At 65.2% G+C, this 13,614-nt stretch carries 14 protein-coding genes and 1 riboswitch; of the genes, 4 read left to right on the top strand and 10 right to left on the bottom strand.

Features of this window, described 5'->3' with window-relative positions:
• Positions 1-142: 142 nt before the first annotated feature.
• Both ACSVIE_RS20660 and ACSVIE_RS20655 read right to left on the bottom strand, forming a co-directional pair.
• Complete coding sequence (locus ACSVIE_RS20660) at positions 143-1,435, bottom strand: MFS transporter (protein WP_442425093.1); 1,293 nt, start codon at positions 1,433-1,435, stop codon at positions 143-145.
• Between the two features lie 29 nt (positions 1,436-1,464).
• On the bottom strand, positions 1,465-2,685 hold the full coding sequence (locus ACSVIE_RS20655; RefSeq protein WP_442425092.1) for a M20 metallopeptidase family protein: 1,221 nt from the start codon (positions 2,683-2,685) through the stop codon (positions 1,465-1,467).
• Between the two features lie 139 nt (positions 2,686-2,824).
• On the opposite strand from ACSVIE_RS20655, the gene ACSVIE_RS20650 reads away from it, so the two are divergent.
• Positions 2,825-3,862 (top strand): Lrp/AsnC family transcriptional regulator, encoded by a 1,038-nt coding sequence (locus ACSVIE_RS20650; protein ID WP_442425091.1) that lies wholly within the window; start codon positions 2,825-2,827, stop codon positions 3,860-3,862.
• Positions 3,863-3,962: 100 nt separating this feature from the next.
• On the opposite strand, the gene ACSVIE_RS20645 is transcribed toward ACSVIE_RS20650, so the two are convergent.
• Complete coding sequence (locus tag ACSVIE_RS20645) at positions 3,963-4,691, bottom strand: SAM-dependent methyltransferase (protein ID WP_442425090.1); 729 nt, start codon at positions 4,689-4,691, stop codon at positions 3,963-3,965.
• A 115-nt stretch (positions 4,692-4,806) separates the two neighbouring features.
• On the bottom strand, positions 4,807-5,268 hold the full coding sequence (soxR, locus tag ACSVIE_RS20640; RefSeq protein ID WP_442425089.1) for a redox-sensitive transcriptional activator SoxR: 462 nt from the start codon (positions 5,266-5,268) through the stop codon (positions 4,807-4,809).
• Positions 5,269-5,334: 66 nt separating this feature from the next.
• Between soxR and ACSVIE_RS20635 the strand changes: the two genes are divergently transcribed.
• Both ACSVIE_RS20635 and ACSVIE_RS20630 read left to right on the top strand, forming a co-directional pair.
• On the top strand, positions 5,335-6,747 hold the full coding sequence (locus ACSVIE_RS20635) for an MFS transporter (RefSeq protein WP_442425088.1): 1,413 nt from the start codon (positions 5,335-5,337) through the stop codon (positions 6,745-6,747).
• Positions 6,748-7,075: 328 nt separating this feature from the next.
• Positions 7,076-8,809 carry a DEAD/DEAH box helicase gene (locus ACSVIE_RS20630; RefSeq protein ID WP_442425087.1) on the top strand — a complete coding sequence of 578 codons (1,734 nt, stop codon included), beginning with the start codon at positions 7,076-7,078 and terminating at the stop codon, positions 8,807-8,809.
• Positions 8,810-8,816: 7 nt separating this feature from the next.
• Here ACSVIE_RS20630 and ACSVIE_RS20625 read toward each other — a convergent pair whose 3' ends face one another.
• From ACSVIE_RS20625 to ACSVIE_RS20605, 5 genes are all read right to left on the bottom strand, one after another.
• On the bottom strand, positions 8,817-9,467 hold the full coding sequence (locus ACSVIE_RS20625) for an MBL fold metallo-hydrolase (protein ID WP_442425086.1): 651 nt from the start codon (positions 9,465-9,467) through the stop codon (positions 8,817-8,819).
• Between the two features lie 4 nt (positions 9,468-9,471).
• On the bottom strand, positions 9,472-10,476 hold the full coding sequence (locus ACSVIE_RS20620) for an aldo/keto reductase (RefSeq protein WP_442425085.1): 1,005 nt from the start codon (positions 10,474-10,476) through the stop codon (positions 9,472-9,474).
• 116 nt (positions 10,477-10,592) lie between these two features.
• Positions 10,593-10,976 carry a DMT family transporter gene (locus ACSVIE_RS20615; protein WP_442425084.1) on the bottom strand — a complete coding sequence of 128 codons (384 nt, stop codon included), beginning with the start codon at positions 10,974-10,976 and terminating at the stop codon, positions 10,593-10,595.
• A 2-nt stretch (positions 10,977-10,978) separates the two neighbouring features.
• Complete coding sequence (locus ACSVIE_RS20610) at positions 10,979-11,293, bottom strand: DMT family transporter (protein WP_442425083.1); 315 nt, start codon at positions 11,291-11,293, stop codon at positions 10,979-10,981.
• A 9-nt stretch (positions 11,294-11,302) separates the two neighbouring features.
• A riboswitch (guanidine-III (ykkC-III) riboswitch) is annotated at positions 11,303-11,368 on the bottom strand.
• A gap of 56 nt (positions 11,369-11,424) precedes the next feature.
• A complete protein-coding gene (locus ACSVIE_RS20605) occupies positions 11,425-12,033 on the bottom strand; it encodes a HutD/Ves family protein (protein WP_426004236.1) in 609 nt (202 codons plus the stop codon).
• Between the two features lie 99 nt (positions 12,034-12,132).
• Between ACSVIE_RS20605 and ACSVIE_RS20600 the strand changes: the two genes are divergently transcribed.
• Entirely contained in the window at positions 12,133-12,729 is a 597-nt protein-coding gene (locus tag ACSVIE_RS20600) for a phosphoribosylanthranilate isomerase (RefSeq protein WP_442425082.1), read from the top strand.
• 184 nt (positions 12,730-12,913) lie between these two features.
• Here the strand turns inward: ACSVIE_RS20600 and ACSVIE_RS20595 are convergent, their stop codons facing one another.
• On the bottom strand, positions 12,914-13,366 hold the full coding sequence (locus ACSVIE_RS20595; protein WP_426004233.1) for an SRPBCC family protein: 453 nt from the start codon (positions 13,364-13,366) through the stop codon (positions 12,914-12,916).
• Between the last annotated feature and the right edge of the window lie 248 nt (positions 13,367-13,614).

The raw sequence follows: 13,614 nt of genomic DNA, 5'->3' as shown, positions 1-13,614 counted from the left end.
CCACCAGAGCCCAGGCGAGCCAACCGCATACTTTCCCGGATCACGGCGCGCCGAAGGCACTCACACGCTGGGTCGCAGTTGTGCGCGTTTTGAGGGCTCAAAACGCGCACAAATGCGACCTAGTTGGGAGGGCGGGGCGGGGTTAGACGGTCAGGTCCTTGCCCTTTGTCTCCGGGATCGTGAACACGAAAGCGATGCTGATCACCAGCAGGATTACCGCGTACACGTTGAACAGGTAGCCCTGGCCGATCGTGCCCAGCCACGTCTGCAGATACGGGGCCGTGCCACCAAAGGCAGCCACGCAAATGGAGTACGGAACACCCACGCCCACGGTACGGATGTGGGTCGGGAACAGTTCAGCGTAGACGGCGGGAACGATCGCGGCGCTGCCTGCGATGAAGAACAGCATCACGGACATGGAAACCGTGAGCTGCCACGGGGAGTCCTTCAGCAGCCAGGTCATGGGGAAGTGGAACAGGGCAGCCCCCGCGGAGGACATGATCAGGACAGGCTTGCGGCCGATGCGGTCAGAGAGCCGTCCCCAGAACGGCAACGCTGCGATGAACACCACGTTGGCGATGACACCGGCCCACAGGGCGGCACCGCGGTCCATCTTCAAAGCCGTTGCAGCGTAGCTGGGAGCCACGACGCCCCAGATGTAGTAGACCACCGTCAGGCCAACCGTCAGCCCGATGACCTGCAGTGCCTGCCTGCGGTACTTCACGATCTGCGGCCACATGGGAGCCCGCTTTTCCTGCGGGGCCTCGGCCTCGAATGCCTCGGTTTCCTTCATCTTGGCCCGCATGATCAACGCGTACACACCCAGCGCGCCGCCGATCAGGAACGGAATGCGCCAACCCCAGGCGCTCATGTCGTCCTTGCTCAGGACGGCGGTCAGGATCGCACCCAGCAACGTGCCGGCCAGGATGCCCGCGGTGCCTGAGGTGTAGATCAGGGTCGCCCAGAAGCCGCGCTCTTCCTTGGGTGCCATCTCGGAAAGGTACGTTTGCGACGACGGCAGCTCACCACCGTGGGCCAGGCCCTGGATGAGCCGGGCCACCAGCAACATGACGGACGCAAAGGCGCCAACGGCAGCGAAAGTCGGTGCGATGCCGATCAACAGGCTGCCGATTGCGCCCAAGGCCACGGCGATGGTCATGGACGTCTTGCGGCCGATACGGTCGCCGATCCAGCCGAACACGAACCCGCCGAACGGCCGGGCAACGAATCCGACGGCGAAGATCGCCAGGGTGGACAGCACGGCCGATGTGGGGTCGGATGAGCTGAACAGGGCGCTCGCGATGAACGGCGAGAACGTTGCGTAGATGGCCCAGTCGTACCATTCAACGGCGTTGCCGATGCCGGTACCCACGAGCGTGCGCATGTGGGATTTGTGGACCTTGACGTCCGGGGACGTTCCTACGGTGGCGGTCATGGGGTTCTCCAAAGTGGGGCGGGCTGGGGCTAGTTGCTGGATGCCAGGGTGGCGATGCGGGACACGGCGAGCTCGGCATACAGCGCGGCACCGTCGGTGAGGACGCCGTCGTCGAACGTTGCGTACGGCGAGTGGTTAAAGGGCGACGTCGCGTGGTCGGCGCCGGGGGCCACGGCACTGAGTCCCACGAAGGTTCCGGGAACCTCGGCAAGGACCCGGGAGAAGTCCTCCGAGCCGCTCAGGGGAGTTGCCATCCGGGTGAGGCGGGATTCGCCGAACATGCCTGCGATGACTTTCTCGGCCGTGTTCGTCTCGTCCTCGTCGTTGATGGTGAGGGGGTATTCCTGCTGGTAGTCCACGTCCACCTCCAAACCGTGGGCCGAGGCAATGCCTTTGAGGAGTTTGGGTACTGCAACCATCATCTTCTGCCGTGACTCTTCGGAGAAGGTCCTGATGGTGGCCTCAATGCGGGCAGTTTCCGGAATGACATTGCGTTTGGTTCCTGCGTGCAGCACACCGACGGTGAGGACTACGGGGTCGAACATGTTGAACTGGCGGGTGACCATGACCTGCAGGGCCATGACCATCTCAGCGGCGGCCGTGACGGGGTCCTTGGCGGAGTGCGGGGCTGAGCCGTGGCCACCGGCTCCCAGGACCGTCACTACCAACCCGTCGGAGGAACTGAGCATCACACCGTTCTTGGTGACGAACTGGCCGTGCGGTTCCAGCGACGAAAACACGTGCATCCCGTAGGCCGTGTCCACGCGGCGGCCGGCAGCATCCAGCACGCCTTCGTTGATCATGTAGCTGGCGCCGTCGAACCCTTCTTCGCCGGGCTGGAACATGAGGACCACGTCCCCGGCCAGTTGGTCGCGCCGCTCGGCCAGCAAGGTGGCAGCTCCGGCGAGCATGGACGTGTGGAGGTCGTGGCCGCAGGCGTGCATCGCGCCGTCAACCCGGGAGGTGTAGTCCACGCCCGTGGTTTCCTGGACGGGGAGGCCGTCCATGTCGGCGCGCAGGAGCACCACGGGCTTCTCGGTCGAAGCGTGGGCCGCGCCGCCTCGCAAAACCGCGGTGACCGACGTCGTATCTTTCCCGAGGGTGATTTGGTACGGGAGTCCGTCCAGCGCCTTGAGTACCTTCTCCTGGGTGCGGGGGAGCTGCAGGCCGATCTCGGGTTCGCGGTGGAGGTCGTGGCGAAGGCGGACGATGTCGTCCTGCAGTTCCTTGGCGTCGGCGGCGATGGTCATTCGTTCTCCTGTGATGCTCGGCTACGGGTTCCTTATGCCATTCTGTGGTGACCTGATTCACAATCCTGAAAACATCTGGAAAAACGCATTGTTTTGGATAGAACGCAGGATTCATGCAGCTATGCGCGAGAATGGAGCCATGGAACTCAGTGAAGAAGATCTGCGCCTCATCAACGCACTGCAGATTTCACCGCGCATCAGCTGGTCCGACGCCGGCGATGTCCTGGGCGTCCACGCCACCACGCTGGCCGCGCGCTGGGACCGTTTGCGGGCCGCCGGTGCTGCATGGACCACCGCCCACCTCATGGGCGATCCGAAGAACATGTGCCTGGCCATGGTGGACATCGACTGTGAGATGGACCTGCGCCCGGAAGTAACGGCCGCAGTTGCGGAGCTCCCTGAAGTCATCACGGTGGAAGAGGCTGCCAGTAACCGCGACCTCACGTTGACGGTGATTACGCAGGACCTGGACCAATTCAGCACCACCCTGTTGCCGCGACTGAAGGAGGTTCGTGGCCTGACGAAGTACCACACGGCGCTCTGTACACGGATCCACACCAGCGGCTACGCCTGGCGCCTCAACGTGCTGAGCAAGGCCGAACAGCAGGCGCTGCGTGCGCTCGCCGGGCCGGAGTCGGCCAACCCCTCAGCGCCCGACGCAATCGTGGTTCCGCTGCCCGAAAGCCACCTTGCCCTCATTCCGTTCCTGGCCCGGGACGGACGCGCCTCCGCGGCGGAGATTGCGCGCGCCCTGGGACGCCATCCGGCAACCGTTCAGCGCCAGCTGGGACGCGTGCTCGCCAGCAGAATGCTCTCCTTCCGCTGCGAGATCGCCCAGAAGTTCTCCGGCTACCCGGTCACCGTACAGTGGTTCGCCAACGTTCCCGCCGGCCAGCACGAAGCCGCCGCCACGGAACTCCGCGCCATCAGGAACGTCCGCTTCTCTGCCTCCACCACGGGCAGGACCAACTTCACCATGATCATGTGGCTGCGAACCCTGGCCGAGGTCATGGAGATGGAACTCGCCATCCAGCAGCGCATCCCCGGCGTGGAACTCGTGGAGAGCGTCGTCATGCTCAACACCGCCAAGCGTGTGGGCTGGATGCTCAACCCGGACTCCACGGCAACGGGCACAGTGGTGGCACCTTACGGAGAATTGCTGCCGGGTTCCGTTTAAGTACGACGGCGGGCTTGGGTACGACGGCGGCGCCCGGCGTGGGTGCCGCTCGGCGTGGGTGCCGCGGGTGGGTGCCGGCCGGCGTGGGTGCCGCGGGCGATCAGTGGCGCCGGGTCGCCCGCAGGACGGTATCCAGGATGGTCGCGGGATTGCCGTTAGGGTCCTCGATGGTCCGGTGCCTGGCCTCCATGACATCCACTGACCACGGCCCGCCCTCAAGCCCCAGGGCTTCCGCCAGCTCATCAGGGGTGAAGAACATCCCCGGCGCGTGATGGTGCCCCCACGGTGCCAGGCCATGTGGGTGATGTCCAACAATCAGGAGTGTCCCACCCGGAGCCACTGCGGCTGCGGCCTTTGCAGTCGAGTCCCGCCAGGGCAGCAAGGGGGAGTGGAGGAATTGCGCCGACACCAGGTCGAATGCAGGTTCAGGCGTCCAGTCGGCCAGATCCTGCTGCTGCCATGTGATGCTGTCCTGCTGCCCGCTCTGCGCTGCGTGGTCTGCTCCCCGCTCCAGTGCCACTGCGGAAACGTCCATGGCCGTGACGGTCCACCCTTGCCTGGCGAGCCAGATCGCGTCTCCACCCTCGCCGCAACCCAGGTCCAGCGCAGTTCCGGGTTTCAGGCCGGCCGCCTCTGCCACCAATTGGGGGTTGGGGTTGCCGCTCCAGATCTTCGGACGCTCGCGGTACATTCCGTCCCACATGTCCACGGCATTGTCTGCGTCTTCGTGGAGATTCAAGCGTCCCTGCTGGTCGCCGGCCTGGTGAGTGCCGCCGTCGTGCGTGTGCGCGTGCTGGTGAGTGCCGCCGTCGTGAGTGTGTTCAGCCATGACCCTAGCGTGCCGGGTGGCATCAAAAGGAGGCAAGCCCCGTTGCCGTTTCAGCAAACCCAACTGACTGGCAGCAGCGGTTGTTTTCAGGGCTCAGAACAACCGCTACTGCCAGTCAGTTGGGGTCGGTCCAGCGCAAAGCCCCCGCCCCGGTCGCGCCAAGTTCGTCCGACGGATTCTGCAGCGTGCAGGATTTCAGGCTCAGGCATCCGCAGCCGATGCACCCGTCCAGGTCGTCACGGAGGTGTTGCAGTGCCGCGATCCGTTCGTCGAGTTCCTTCCGCCAGCGGAGGGATAGCCGTGTCCAGTCCCGCTTGGTGGGCGTTCGCCCGTTGGGCAGCGAATCCAAAGCCTCGCGGATGTCCTTCAGCGGCAGGCCCACACGCTGGGACGTCTTGATGAACGCCACGCGGCGCAGGGTCTCCCGCGCGTAGCGGCGCTGGTTTCCGGGAGTGCGGTCGGCGCTGATGAGGCCGTTGCGTTCGTAGAAGTGAAGGGCCGACGCCGACACTCCGCTTCGCTCGGACAGCTCGCCAATGCTGAGTTCGCGATGGATGGTGCCCGGAGCCTGGGGCATGGCTCGACCTCCTGTGCAGGCGTGTGAATTGACCTCAACAATAGTTGAGGTTTTAGGGTAGCGTCCATGACCCCTGACACCTCCGCGGCCGGTATCCTGCGCCGTCCGTACCTGTTGGCCACCGTGGGTACGTGCGCACTCGTCTTCCTGAGTGCCTTTGAATCCCTCGCCGTCACCACGGTGATGCCGGTGGTGAGCAGGGACCTGAACGGCGCCAGCCTCTACGCGCTGGCCTTCGCGGGGCCGCTGGCTACGGGTGTGATGGGGATGGTGGGTGCGGGCAACTGGTCGGACAGGCGCGGTCCCAGGGCGCCTTTGTACGCGTCGGTGGCCCTGTTCGTTGTGGGTCTCCTCGTGGCCGGAACCGCATCAACCATGGAGATGCTGGTCTTTGGGCGGCTGGTGCAGGGTCTCGGTGGAGGAGCCATGACCGTTGCCCTGTATGTCCTGGTGGCCCGGATCTACCCGCCCACCCTGCACGCCAGGATCTTCGCCGCGTTCGCCGCTTCGTGGGTGATTCCGTCGCTGGTTGGTCCCTTCGCAGCGGGGTTGGTGGCCCAGTTGAGCAGTTGGCACTGGGTTTTCCTGGGCGTCGTGGGACTGGTGGTTCCGGCGCTCGCCATGGTGGTTCCGGCCATGCGGGGGATGGCGCCTTCCACTCAAACCGAGCCCGTCCCGTGGGCCTTCGGACGCATGGGCTGGGCTGCACTCGCAGCACTGACCGTCCTCGCCCTCAACCTGTCGGCTGACGTGCCGTCCGTGGGCGGGGTGATTGCCGCCGTCGCGCTTGTCCTTGCGCTGATCGCCGTGCGGCCGCTGGTGCCGCGCGGAACACTCACGGCGCGTCGGGGCCTGCCGAGCGTCATCCTGTCCCGTGGTCTGGCCTCGGCCGCCTTCTTCGGTGCCGAGGTCTACCTGCCCTACCTGCTCACCGAACGCTACGCCTTCACCCCCACGTTTGCCGGGCTCACGCTGACCGGTGCTGCGCTGGCCTGGGCGGGTGCGTCGGCGTTGCAGGGACGGCTCGGCTCACAGCTGGCCGATGCGCTGGCGGTGCGTGTTGGAGCCTTCCTGGTGCTGGCGGCGATTGCGCTGGCGTTCGTCACGGCAGCCCTGGGATTTCCGCCGGCCGTTGCGATCGGTGGCTGGCTCTTTGCCGGCTTTGGCATGGGCCTGATGTATCCGCGGCTGAGCGTGATGACCCTTGCGCTGTCCACACCGGAGAACCAAGGCTTCAACAGCGCGGCCATGTCCATCTCCGACTCGCTCGGCGGTGCTCTGGCGCTCGCCTCCACGGGGCTCGTCTTCGCGGCCTTCACGACGACGGACCCGTTTGCGGCGGTCTTCGCACTGACGGCGATCATCGCCGTCGTCGGGGTTGCGGTGGCGCCGCGCGTCGCGGGTCGAAAGCCCGCTACGGGTGGCGGGGCGGGGGCTTCCGACGCGCACCCCAAACTCTCCCTCCCCCAACCCAAGTAGGTCGCAATTGTGCGCGTTTTGAGAGCTCAAAACGCGCACAAATGCGACCCAGTTGGGGGCGCGGTGCAAAGGGGTGCCTCGATCGCTGCTAGAATAGGATCACTTGATGTGCGGTGACGCCCTGAAGGCTTGCTTGGAAGAGCGGGCAGCAGGGCATTTTTCATGTGAGAGGCACATCCTGCGTCGATGAACGCGTTCCATTTGGTCCCGGCCAGCGCTGCTGCAGCGAACCGGTAGACCACCTGACTTTTCCTCGGCGAACCCCTGGCCCAACCGGCGTCGGGGGCCGATGTCCGCCACAGGACACCGCCCGAAAGACATGAAGTACATGACTGCTTTTGCTGCCCTTGGCACGCCCAAGGCAATTGTTGAATCCCTCGCCGCCACAGGCATCGAAGAGGCATTCCCCATCCAGCTCAAGACCCTCCCGGATACGCTGGCAGGCCGCGACGTGCTGGGCCGTGGCCGCACAGGCTCCGGCAAGACCATCGCCTTCGCCATCCCGCTGGTGGCCCGCCTGGCCGAACGTGAGGCCTCCTACTTCCGCAAGCCCGGCCGCCCCATGGGCCTGGTCCTTGCTCCGACCCGCGAGCTCGCAACCCAGATCAACGCAACCGTGGAGCCGCTGGCCAAGGCCATGGGCCTGAACACCACGGTGATCTACGGTGGCATCTCCCAGGCGCGCCAGGAGAAGGCTCTCCGCGCCGGCGTCGACATCGTCATTGCCTGCCCCGGCCGCCTCGAGGACCTGATCCGCCAGCGCATCCTGACCCTCGAGTCGGTCGAGGTGACCGTGCTGGACGAGGCCGACCACATGGCGGACCTTGGCTTCCTCCCGGTGGTCAAGAAGCTCATGGACATGACCCCCAAGCAGGGCCAGCGCCTCCTCTTCTCGGCGACACTGGACAACGGTGTTGACAAGCTGGTCAACCGTTTCCTGTCCAACCCGCTGACGCACTCCGTGGACGATCCCCAGGCCGCCGTCACCACCATGGAACACCACGTCCTGGTGGTCAACGACCAGACCGTCAAGAAGCAGCTCATCGTGGAACTGGCCTCCGGTGCCGGACGCCGGGTGCTGTTCATGCGCACCAAGCACCACGCGCGCAAGCTTGCCAAGACCCTGACGGACGCCGGCATCCCCGCCGTCGACCTGCACGGCAACCTGTCGCAGAACGCCCGCGACCGCAACCTGGCCGAGTTCTCCAGCGGTGAGGTACGCGTCCTGGTCGCTACCGACGTCGCAGCCCGCGGCGTGCACGTTGACGACGTCGAACTCGTCATCCACGTTGACCCGCCCACAGAGCACAAGGCCTACCTGCACCGCTCCGGCCGTACTGCCCGCGCTGGTTCCGAGGGCACCGTGGTCACGCTGACCCTTCCGGAACAGCAGCAGGACGTCAAGAAGCTCATGCGTGCAGCAGGCGTGGACGTCTCCTTCGAACGCGTTACCGCCAGCTCCCCGCTGGTGGCCGAGCTCGTCGGTGAGGTTGCCGACAAGGTCGACCCCCGCACCCGTGCAGCGCTCCTCGCTGCCAAGCTTCCGCAGCAGGGTGGCGGAACGTCCACCGGCGCCAACGCCCAGCGCAAGCGGGCCCGCCGCTCCGGCCAGGCTGCACCAACCGCGGGTGGCCGTGGTGGTCGCGGCGGACGTGGCAAGGTCGCGGCCGAGCCGGTTCGTACCGACGTCAACCGCGCCGAGCGTCGCGCAGCAATGAACGACGACGTCGCCCGCAACTCCCGCGGTCGCGGCAAGTCCGGTGCCACGCACCGAAATGACGTTCCCGGCTCGCAGGGCCAGAACAGCCGCAGCGGGCGTCCGGCCACGGGGCAGCGCGCCTCCGGTGGACAGCGTTCCGCCACGGCTCCGCGTTCGGCGTCGGCCACCACAACCCGTTCCAGCGGGAACCAGGCCGTGTGGTCATCGAACACCGGCGGCACGTCGGGTGGATCCTACGGTTCGGGCAACTCCGGTCGTGGGAGCTCCGGCTCCGGTCGCCCGGCACGCAGCGGCCCCCGCCGTGCGTCGGCTCCGGCCTCGAACGAGCGCCGCGGCCGCTAGCACCAACTCACCAGCCCCGGGCGCGCCACTCTTCGAGATGGGGCCGCTCGGCTCCGAGGGTTGTGGGCAGTCCATGTCCCGGGTGCACCACGGTGTCATCAGGGTAGGCGTCGAACAGTCGCTCCGACACGTCGTTCAACAGTGACGTGAAACGTGCGGAATCGTTCTGTGTGTTGCCGACGCCTCCCGGAAACAGCGAGTCGCCACTGAAAATGTGCGCAGGCCCGTCCGGATCCTGGTACACGAACGCAATGGAACCCGGGGTGTGCCCACGCAGGTGGACCGCCCGGATCTCGATGTCGTCGAACCGCTCAACGTCGCCGTTGTTGAGCCGCACATCCACCGGAACGGGCAGCGCATCGGCGTCGTCCGCTCCCGAGGAGGTGCTGGCCCCCGCAACCTTCACCAGCTCCGGCAGCGCACGGACGTGGTCCCAGTGCTGGTGGGTGGTGGCGATCCGGAGCAGTCTGGTGGGCTGGGCCGAGTCGGCAGCGCTGTCTTCGAGCAGTTGCTGAATGGCCGGGAGGTCGTCGGCGGCGTCGATCAACACCTGCGCACCCGTCGCCTTGGACGTGAGCAGGTAGACGTTGCTGTTCATTTCGCTGACGGAGATGCTCCTGATGGTGACGTCGCGGAGTGAGTGAATAAGCGAATCCATGCGTTCAGCCTACGTGGTTGGCTTCACGGCCCTGCGACACCCAGTTCGGGTCCGCGGAGCGCGAACCCACGACGGCGGCAGCGGCTTGGTCGAGCACCTCGAGTTGGGCTTCAGCCAGGTCAAGCGACAGTGCGCCCAGGTTCTCGTCGATGCGGTGCGTCTTGCGGGTGCCGGGGATGGGAACCACGGGGATGCCAATGCGGCGGCCCTGGACGAAGAGCCAGGCGAGGGCCACTTGGGCCGGGGTTGCTCCGAGTTGCGCAGCCACATCCTGGACGGCGGCCACCACGGCTTGGTTGGCGTCCAACGCCCCTTCGCCGAACCGGGGGATCTTGTGGCGGAAGTCGTTCTCGCCCAGGTCGCTGGCGCTGATGGTTCCCGTGAGGAAGCCGCGGCCCAGCGGCGAATACGGCACAAAGCCAACACCGAGTTCCTTGGCTGCAGGAACAACATGTTGCTCGACATCCCTGCTCCAGATGGACCATTCACTCTGGACCGCGGCAATGGGATGGACGGCGTTGGCCTGCCTGAGCTCCTCGGCTGTCACTTCCGACAAACCGAGGTGCCTGACTTTGCCCTCACGGACCAGCTCCGCCATGGCCTCCACGGTTTCCACAATCGGAACGCGGAGGTCACGGCGGTGCATGTAATAGAGGTCAATGACATCAGTGTCCAGCCGGCGGAGGCTCGCTTCCGCCGCTTGCCTGACGTAGGCGGCATCCCCGCGGACGCCCGAGTAGCCGTCCGCGGGGTTGCCCTCAATGCCGAACTTCGTGGCCAGTTGGATCTCGTCGCGGCGCTCCTTGAGTAGCCGGCCGACGAGTTCCTCGTTGCTGCCCGCGCCATACACATCCGCTGTGTCGATGAACGTGATGCCCGCATCCACGGCGTGCCGGAGTGTTTGCAGGCCCTCTTCAGGATCGATCCCGCCATAAACGGGAGTGAGGGCCATGCCCCCGAAACCGAGCGGACTGACGGACAAGCCGTCCCCGAGGTGAACTGCAGTCATGACGTGCTCCAATACGCGTTTAGGTGCTCTTGAAGGCGTGAACTACACGTATGCTGCGGGTATTCCTCGGCCCGATTCGATGGGGAAGTGCCCGGCGCTGGTTGGAGCGTTCGGTGCTACTCGGCGCTGGCGGTTTTGTCGCTCTTGTCCGCTGGGAGGGCCTTCAAACCGGCAGCACAGCCCACGATTCCGGCAATGAACAGCAACTTCAGCGGGCTCGCCGGCTCAACACCGGTGACCATGGCCCAGCCGACAGTCAGCGCCGCGCCAATTCCTACCCAAACGGCGTAGGCCGTGCCCAGGGCAATCCGCTTCACGGCGATGCCCAGGCCGATCATGCTCAGGGTTGCCGTGACTGCGAACACCAGGGTAGGAACTAATTGAGTGAAGCCGCTCGACAAGCCCAGCGCTGTGGCCCACACGGCTTCGAGGATGGCCGAGGCAAGGAGAATCAGCCAGTACGCGCCGGCCTTGTTCGACTTCAGGGTTTGGGTACTCATGGCTACGCCACCACCTTCAGGCCGACCACGCACGCACCGATGCCGGCGAGCAGCAACAGACGTGCCGCCGTCGGGCGTTCCACCTTGGTGACCATGGCGTAAGCCGAGGTCAGCACGACGCCCACACCAACCCACACCGCGTATGCCGTGCCCGTGGGGATGGATTGCATGGCAATCGCGAGTCCGCCGGTGCTGGCAATGACCGACACCAGGAACACGATGGTGGGGATTGGCTTGCGGAAGCCCTTGGAACGGTGGAGGGCCGCGGCCCAAACAGCCTCAAGCGCTCCGGAAAGAATGAGAATTAACCACGACATGACAGATCCTTTGGCCAGTCTTGTCGCGTGCCGGGTACTGAACCGTCGTCCGGAGGTTCCAGAGCGGAACCTTGATTTCAGGCTAGCAACTCCGGTGCGGGGTGGCCACCTCTGGTGGTTAACGTCACCACTTAGGCATGGTCAATGGAAATAACGGCCACGAAGCCCCGGCCTGAGATTTCCGGACTGCGGACATCCGACCCGACCACGGCGTCATACCGCGAGAGCTCCACAGGCTCCTCGACGGAGGGAGCCGGCCCGCCGTCGTCGGACGTTTCCGCGGCGCCGGGTACCACCGATGCCTTGCCCTCCAGGAGGACTGCCAGTTGGCCTTCGAACACGGGATGCGGACGCTTCTTGGAGATCTCCACAATGGAGGTGTAGCCCTTGAACTTATCGGCGCGGGCAATAACGTTGAGGTCCCTGACATCGCCCGTGGGGAGGGTCGCGGATGATGCAGCTTCACCGGAGAAGCGGAAGGGCCGGTATTTCTCGAGTGGGTGCTCGGAGCCGTCCACGGTCAGGAGCAGCAACTCGCCGTCGATGATGGTGATGACGCGTTCCATGCCGGGAAACGCCGAGAAGTCGCCTGCTTTGGAGACGTCGGCGATGCTGACGCGCCAGTCCCAGGTGCCGTCCTGCTCCGAGGCGGCTTTCGGGTGGCTGGCGAGCTCTCGCGTGACGCCTCCGCCGTTACGCCAGGGCTGGGGACGGAGGTCAGCAAAGCGGATGATGTCCATTGCTCCAGCCTAGTGCGGGAGCCCGGTTCTGCCTCGGCAGGCAAGGCTTGCTAACGTCATAGGAGGCTTGTTTTTGCTGGTGATGGCTGGAGGCACGGAATGTTCGTTAAAGTGTGTGGTTTGAGCACGCCCGAATCCGTGCGTGAAGCCGTGGACGCCGGCGCCGATGCCGTCGGTTTCGTGCTCACGGCCAGCCCCCGCGAAGTCAGTCCTTCCACTGTCCAGCAACTGTTGCCCTTGGTGCCACCTTCAGTCCATGCCGTTGGCGTTTTCCGCCACGAGTCCGCCGCTGACGCCGTTGCCGTTGCGCGGGAGGCCGGCCTGTCCTGGGTCCAGTTGCATGGTCACCGCACTGCGGCTGTCGTTGAGGAAGTGCACGACGCCGGGATGCGGCTCATCAGGGCCGTCACCATGGGTGCCTCCCCGGAAGAGTTCGGTGATCTGGGCGAGGACCTGTTCCTGATCGACGCCGCCGTGCCCGGCTCGGGCGAGGCCTGGGACTATGCGTCTGTTCGGGAGAAAGCGTTGGACGGGCGTTCGTGGTTGCTGGCCGGTGGCCTGGAGCCTGGAAACGTGTCCTCCGCTGTGGCCGCTGCCGGTGCATGGGGTGTGGACGTGTCCTCCGGGGTGGAGTCCTCCCGCGGCGTGAAGGACCTGGCCAAGGTCCGGGCGTTCGTCGAAGCCGCCAAGGCCTGACCCTCTCTCACCGTTTGCCTGGTTTGGCCGGACGCTCTCTCACCTTTTGCCCGGTTTGGCCGGATGCTCTCTCACCGTTCGCGGCTTTTCAGCGGACGCTCTCTCACCTTTTGCCCTGTTTGGCCGGACGCTCTCTCACCGTTCGTGGCTTTTCAGCGGACGCTCTCTCACCAAATGCTCGCTGCTAGTCGAGCGCCGCATCTAATTTGTCGAAAGACGTGCCCCATCCGTCCCGCGTCATTTCCACCCACTCTTCAGATGCGAAGGGGCCCTGGGTCAAATGCATCCTCGTCCGGCTGCCGCCCAGGTCTTCGAATTCGAGGCGCATTTCTTCATATTCATGGTCGGCATCCGGGGCGGCTTTTGCTTGGGCGACCAGCAAGCCGGGGGCGTCGAGCTGGGTGATCACGGCTTCAATGGGCGCTTCCTGCTGACCGTTCTCATCCGTCCAAACCATGACCACCTGCCAGATCCCGCCGACTTCGGGCTCGACGATAATCTTTCCCCGGGGAGCTTCCACGTCAACGGGCCCGAACCACCTGGTGAGCTGGTCCGGGTCCATCCAAGCCTCAAACACTTTCTCGCGAGGGGCGTCGAAGTCCCGAGTCAGGGTAAGGGTGTGCTGTGCCGTGCTCATGGTGCTCCTCGGTGTCTAATTCAGTGGATACCGTTGTGCCGTTTCGGCCGTCGTCGTAGCGCTGTCCTGTGACCGAGTCTAGGCTGACAACCGTCCGAAACCGACGCTCTCTCACCAAACCACCCGATATTCGAAACGCTCTCTCACCCTCGCGGGGGAGGCCCGGAACGCGGTGAGAGTGCCCCTATGTTTTTCGTCAAGCTGTTGATGGGTGTTTTGGTTGGTAGAGGGTGCTGTCGCGGAGCATG

Origin of the sequence: Paenarthrobacter sp. NCHU4564, assembly GCF_052156435.1 — a bacterium.
GTDB lineage: Bacteria > Actinomycetota > Actinomycetes > Actinomycetales > Micrococcaceae > Arthrobacter.
The sequence above is the reverse complement of the archived record's forward strand: the minus strand, read 5'-3'. Positions and strand labels throughout refer to the sequence as shown.

What these genes read in the sequence shown, in the direction of transcription:
- ACSVIE_RS20660 (WP_442425093.1), bottom strand. Translation starts at nt 1,435, where the DNA reads ATGACCGCCACCGTAGGAACGTCCCCGGACGTCAAGGTCCACAAATCC.
- ACSVIE_RS20655 (WP_442425092.1), bottom strand. Translation starts at nt 2,685, where the DNA reads ATGACCATCGCCGCCGACGCCAAGGAACTGCAGGACGACATCGTCCGC.
- ACSVIE_RS20650 (WP_442425091.1), top strand. Translation starts at nt 2,825, where the DNA reads ATGGAACTCAGTGAAGAAGATCTGCGCCTCATCAACGCACTGCAGATT.
- ACSVIE_RS20645 (WP_442425090.1), bottom strand. Translation starts at nt 4,691, where the DNA reads ATGGCTGAACACACTCACGACGGCGGCACTCACCAGCACGCGCACACG.
- soxR (WP_442425089.1), bottom strand. Translation starts at nt 5,268, where the DNA reads ATGCCCCAGGCTCCGGGCACCATCCATCGCGAACTCAGCATTGGCGAG.
- ACSVIE_RS20635 (WP_442425088.1), top strand. Translation starts at nt 5,335, where the DNA reads ATGACCCCTGACACCTCCGCGGCCGGTATCCTGCGCCGTCCGTACCTG.
- ACSVIE_RS20630 (WP_442425087.1), top strand. Translation starts at nt 7,076, where the DNA reads ATGACTGCTTTTGCTGCCCTTGGCACGCCCAAGGCAATTGTTGAATCC.
- ACSVIE_RS20625 (WP_442425086.1), bottom strand. Translation starts at nt 9,467, where the DNA reads ATGGATTCGCTTATTCACTCACTCCGCGACGTCACCATCAGGAGCATC.
- ACSVIE_RS20620 (WP_442425085.1), bottom strand. Translation starts at nt 10,476, where the DNA reads ATGACTGCAGTTCACCTCGGGGACGGCTTGTCCGTCAGTCCGCTCGGT.
- ACSVIE_RS20615 (WP_442425084.1), bottom strand. Translation starts at nt 10,976, where the DNA reads ATGAGTACCCAAACCCTGAAGTCGAACAAGGCCGGCGCGTACTGGCTG.
- ACSVIE_RS20610 (WP_442425083.1), bottom strand. Translation starts at nt 11,293, where the DNA reads ATGTCGTGGTTAATTCTCATTCTTTCCGGAGCGCTTGAGGCTGTTTGG.
- ACSVIE_RS20605 (WP_426004236.1), bottom strand. Translation starts at nt 12,033, where the DNA reads ATGGACATCATCCGCTTTGCTGACCTCCGTCCCCAGCCCTGGCGTAAC.
- ACSVIE_RS20600 (WP_442425082.1), top strand. Translation starts at nt 12,133, where the DNA reads ATGTTCGTTAAAGTGTGTGGTTTGAGCACGCCCGAATCCGTGCGTGAA.
- ACSVIE_RS20595 (WP_426004233.1), bottom strand. Translation starts at nt 13,366, where the DNA reads ATGAGCACGGCACAGCACACCCTTACCCTGACTCGGGACTTCGACGCC.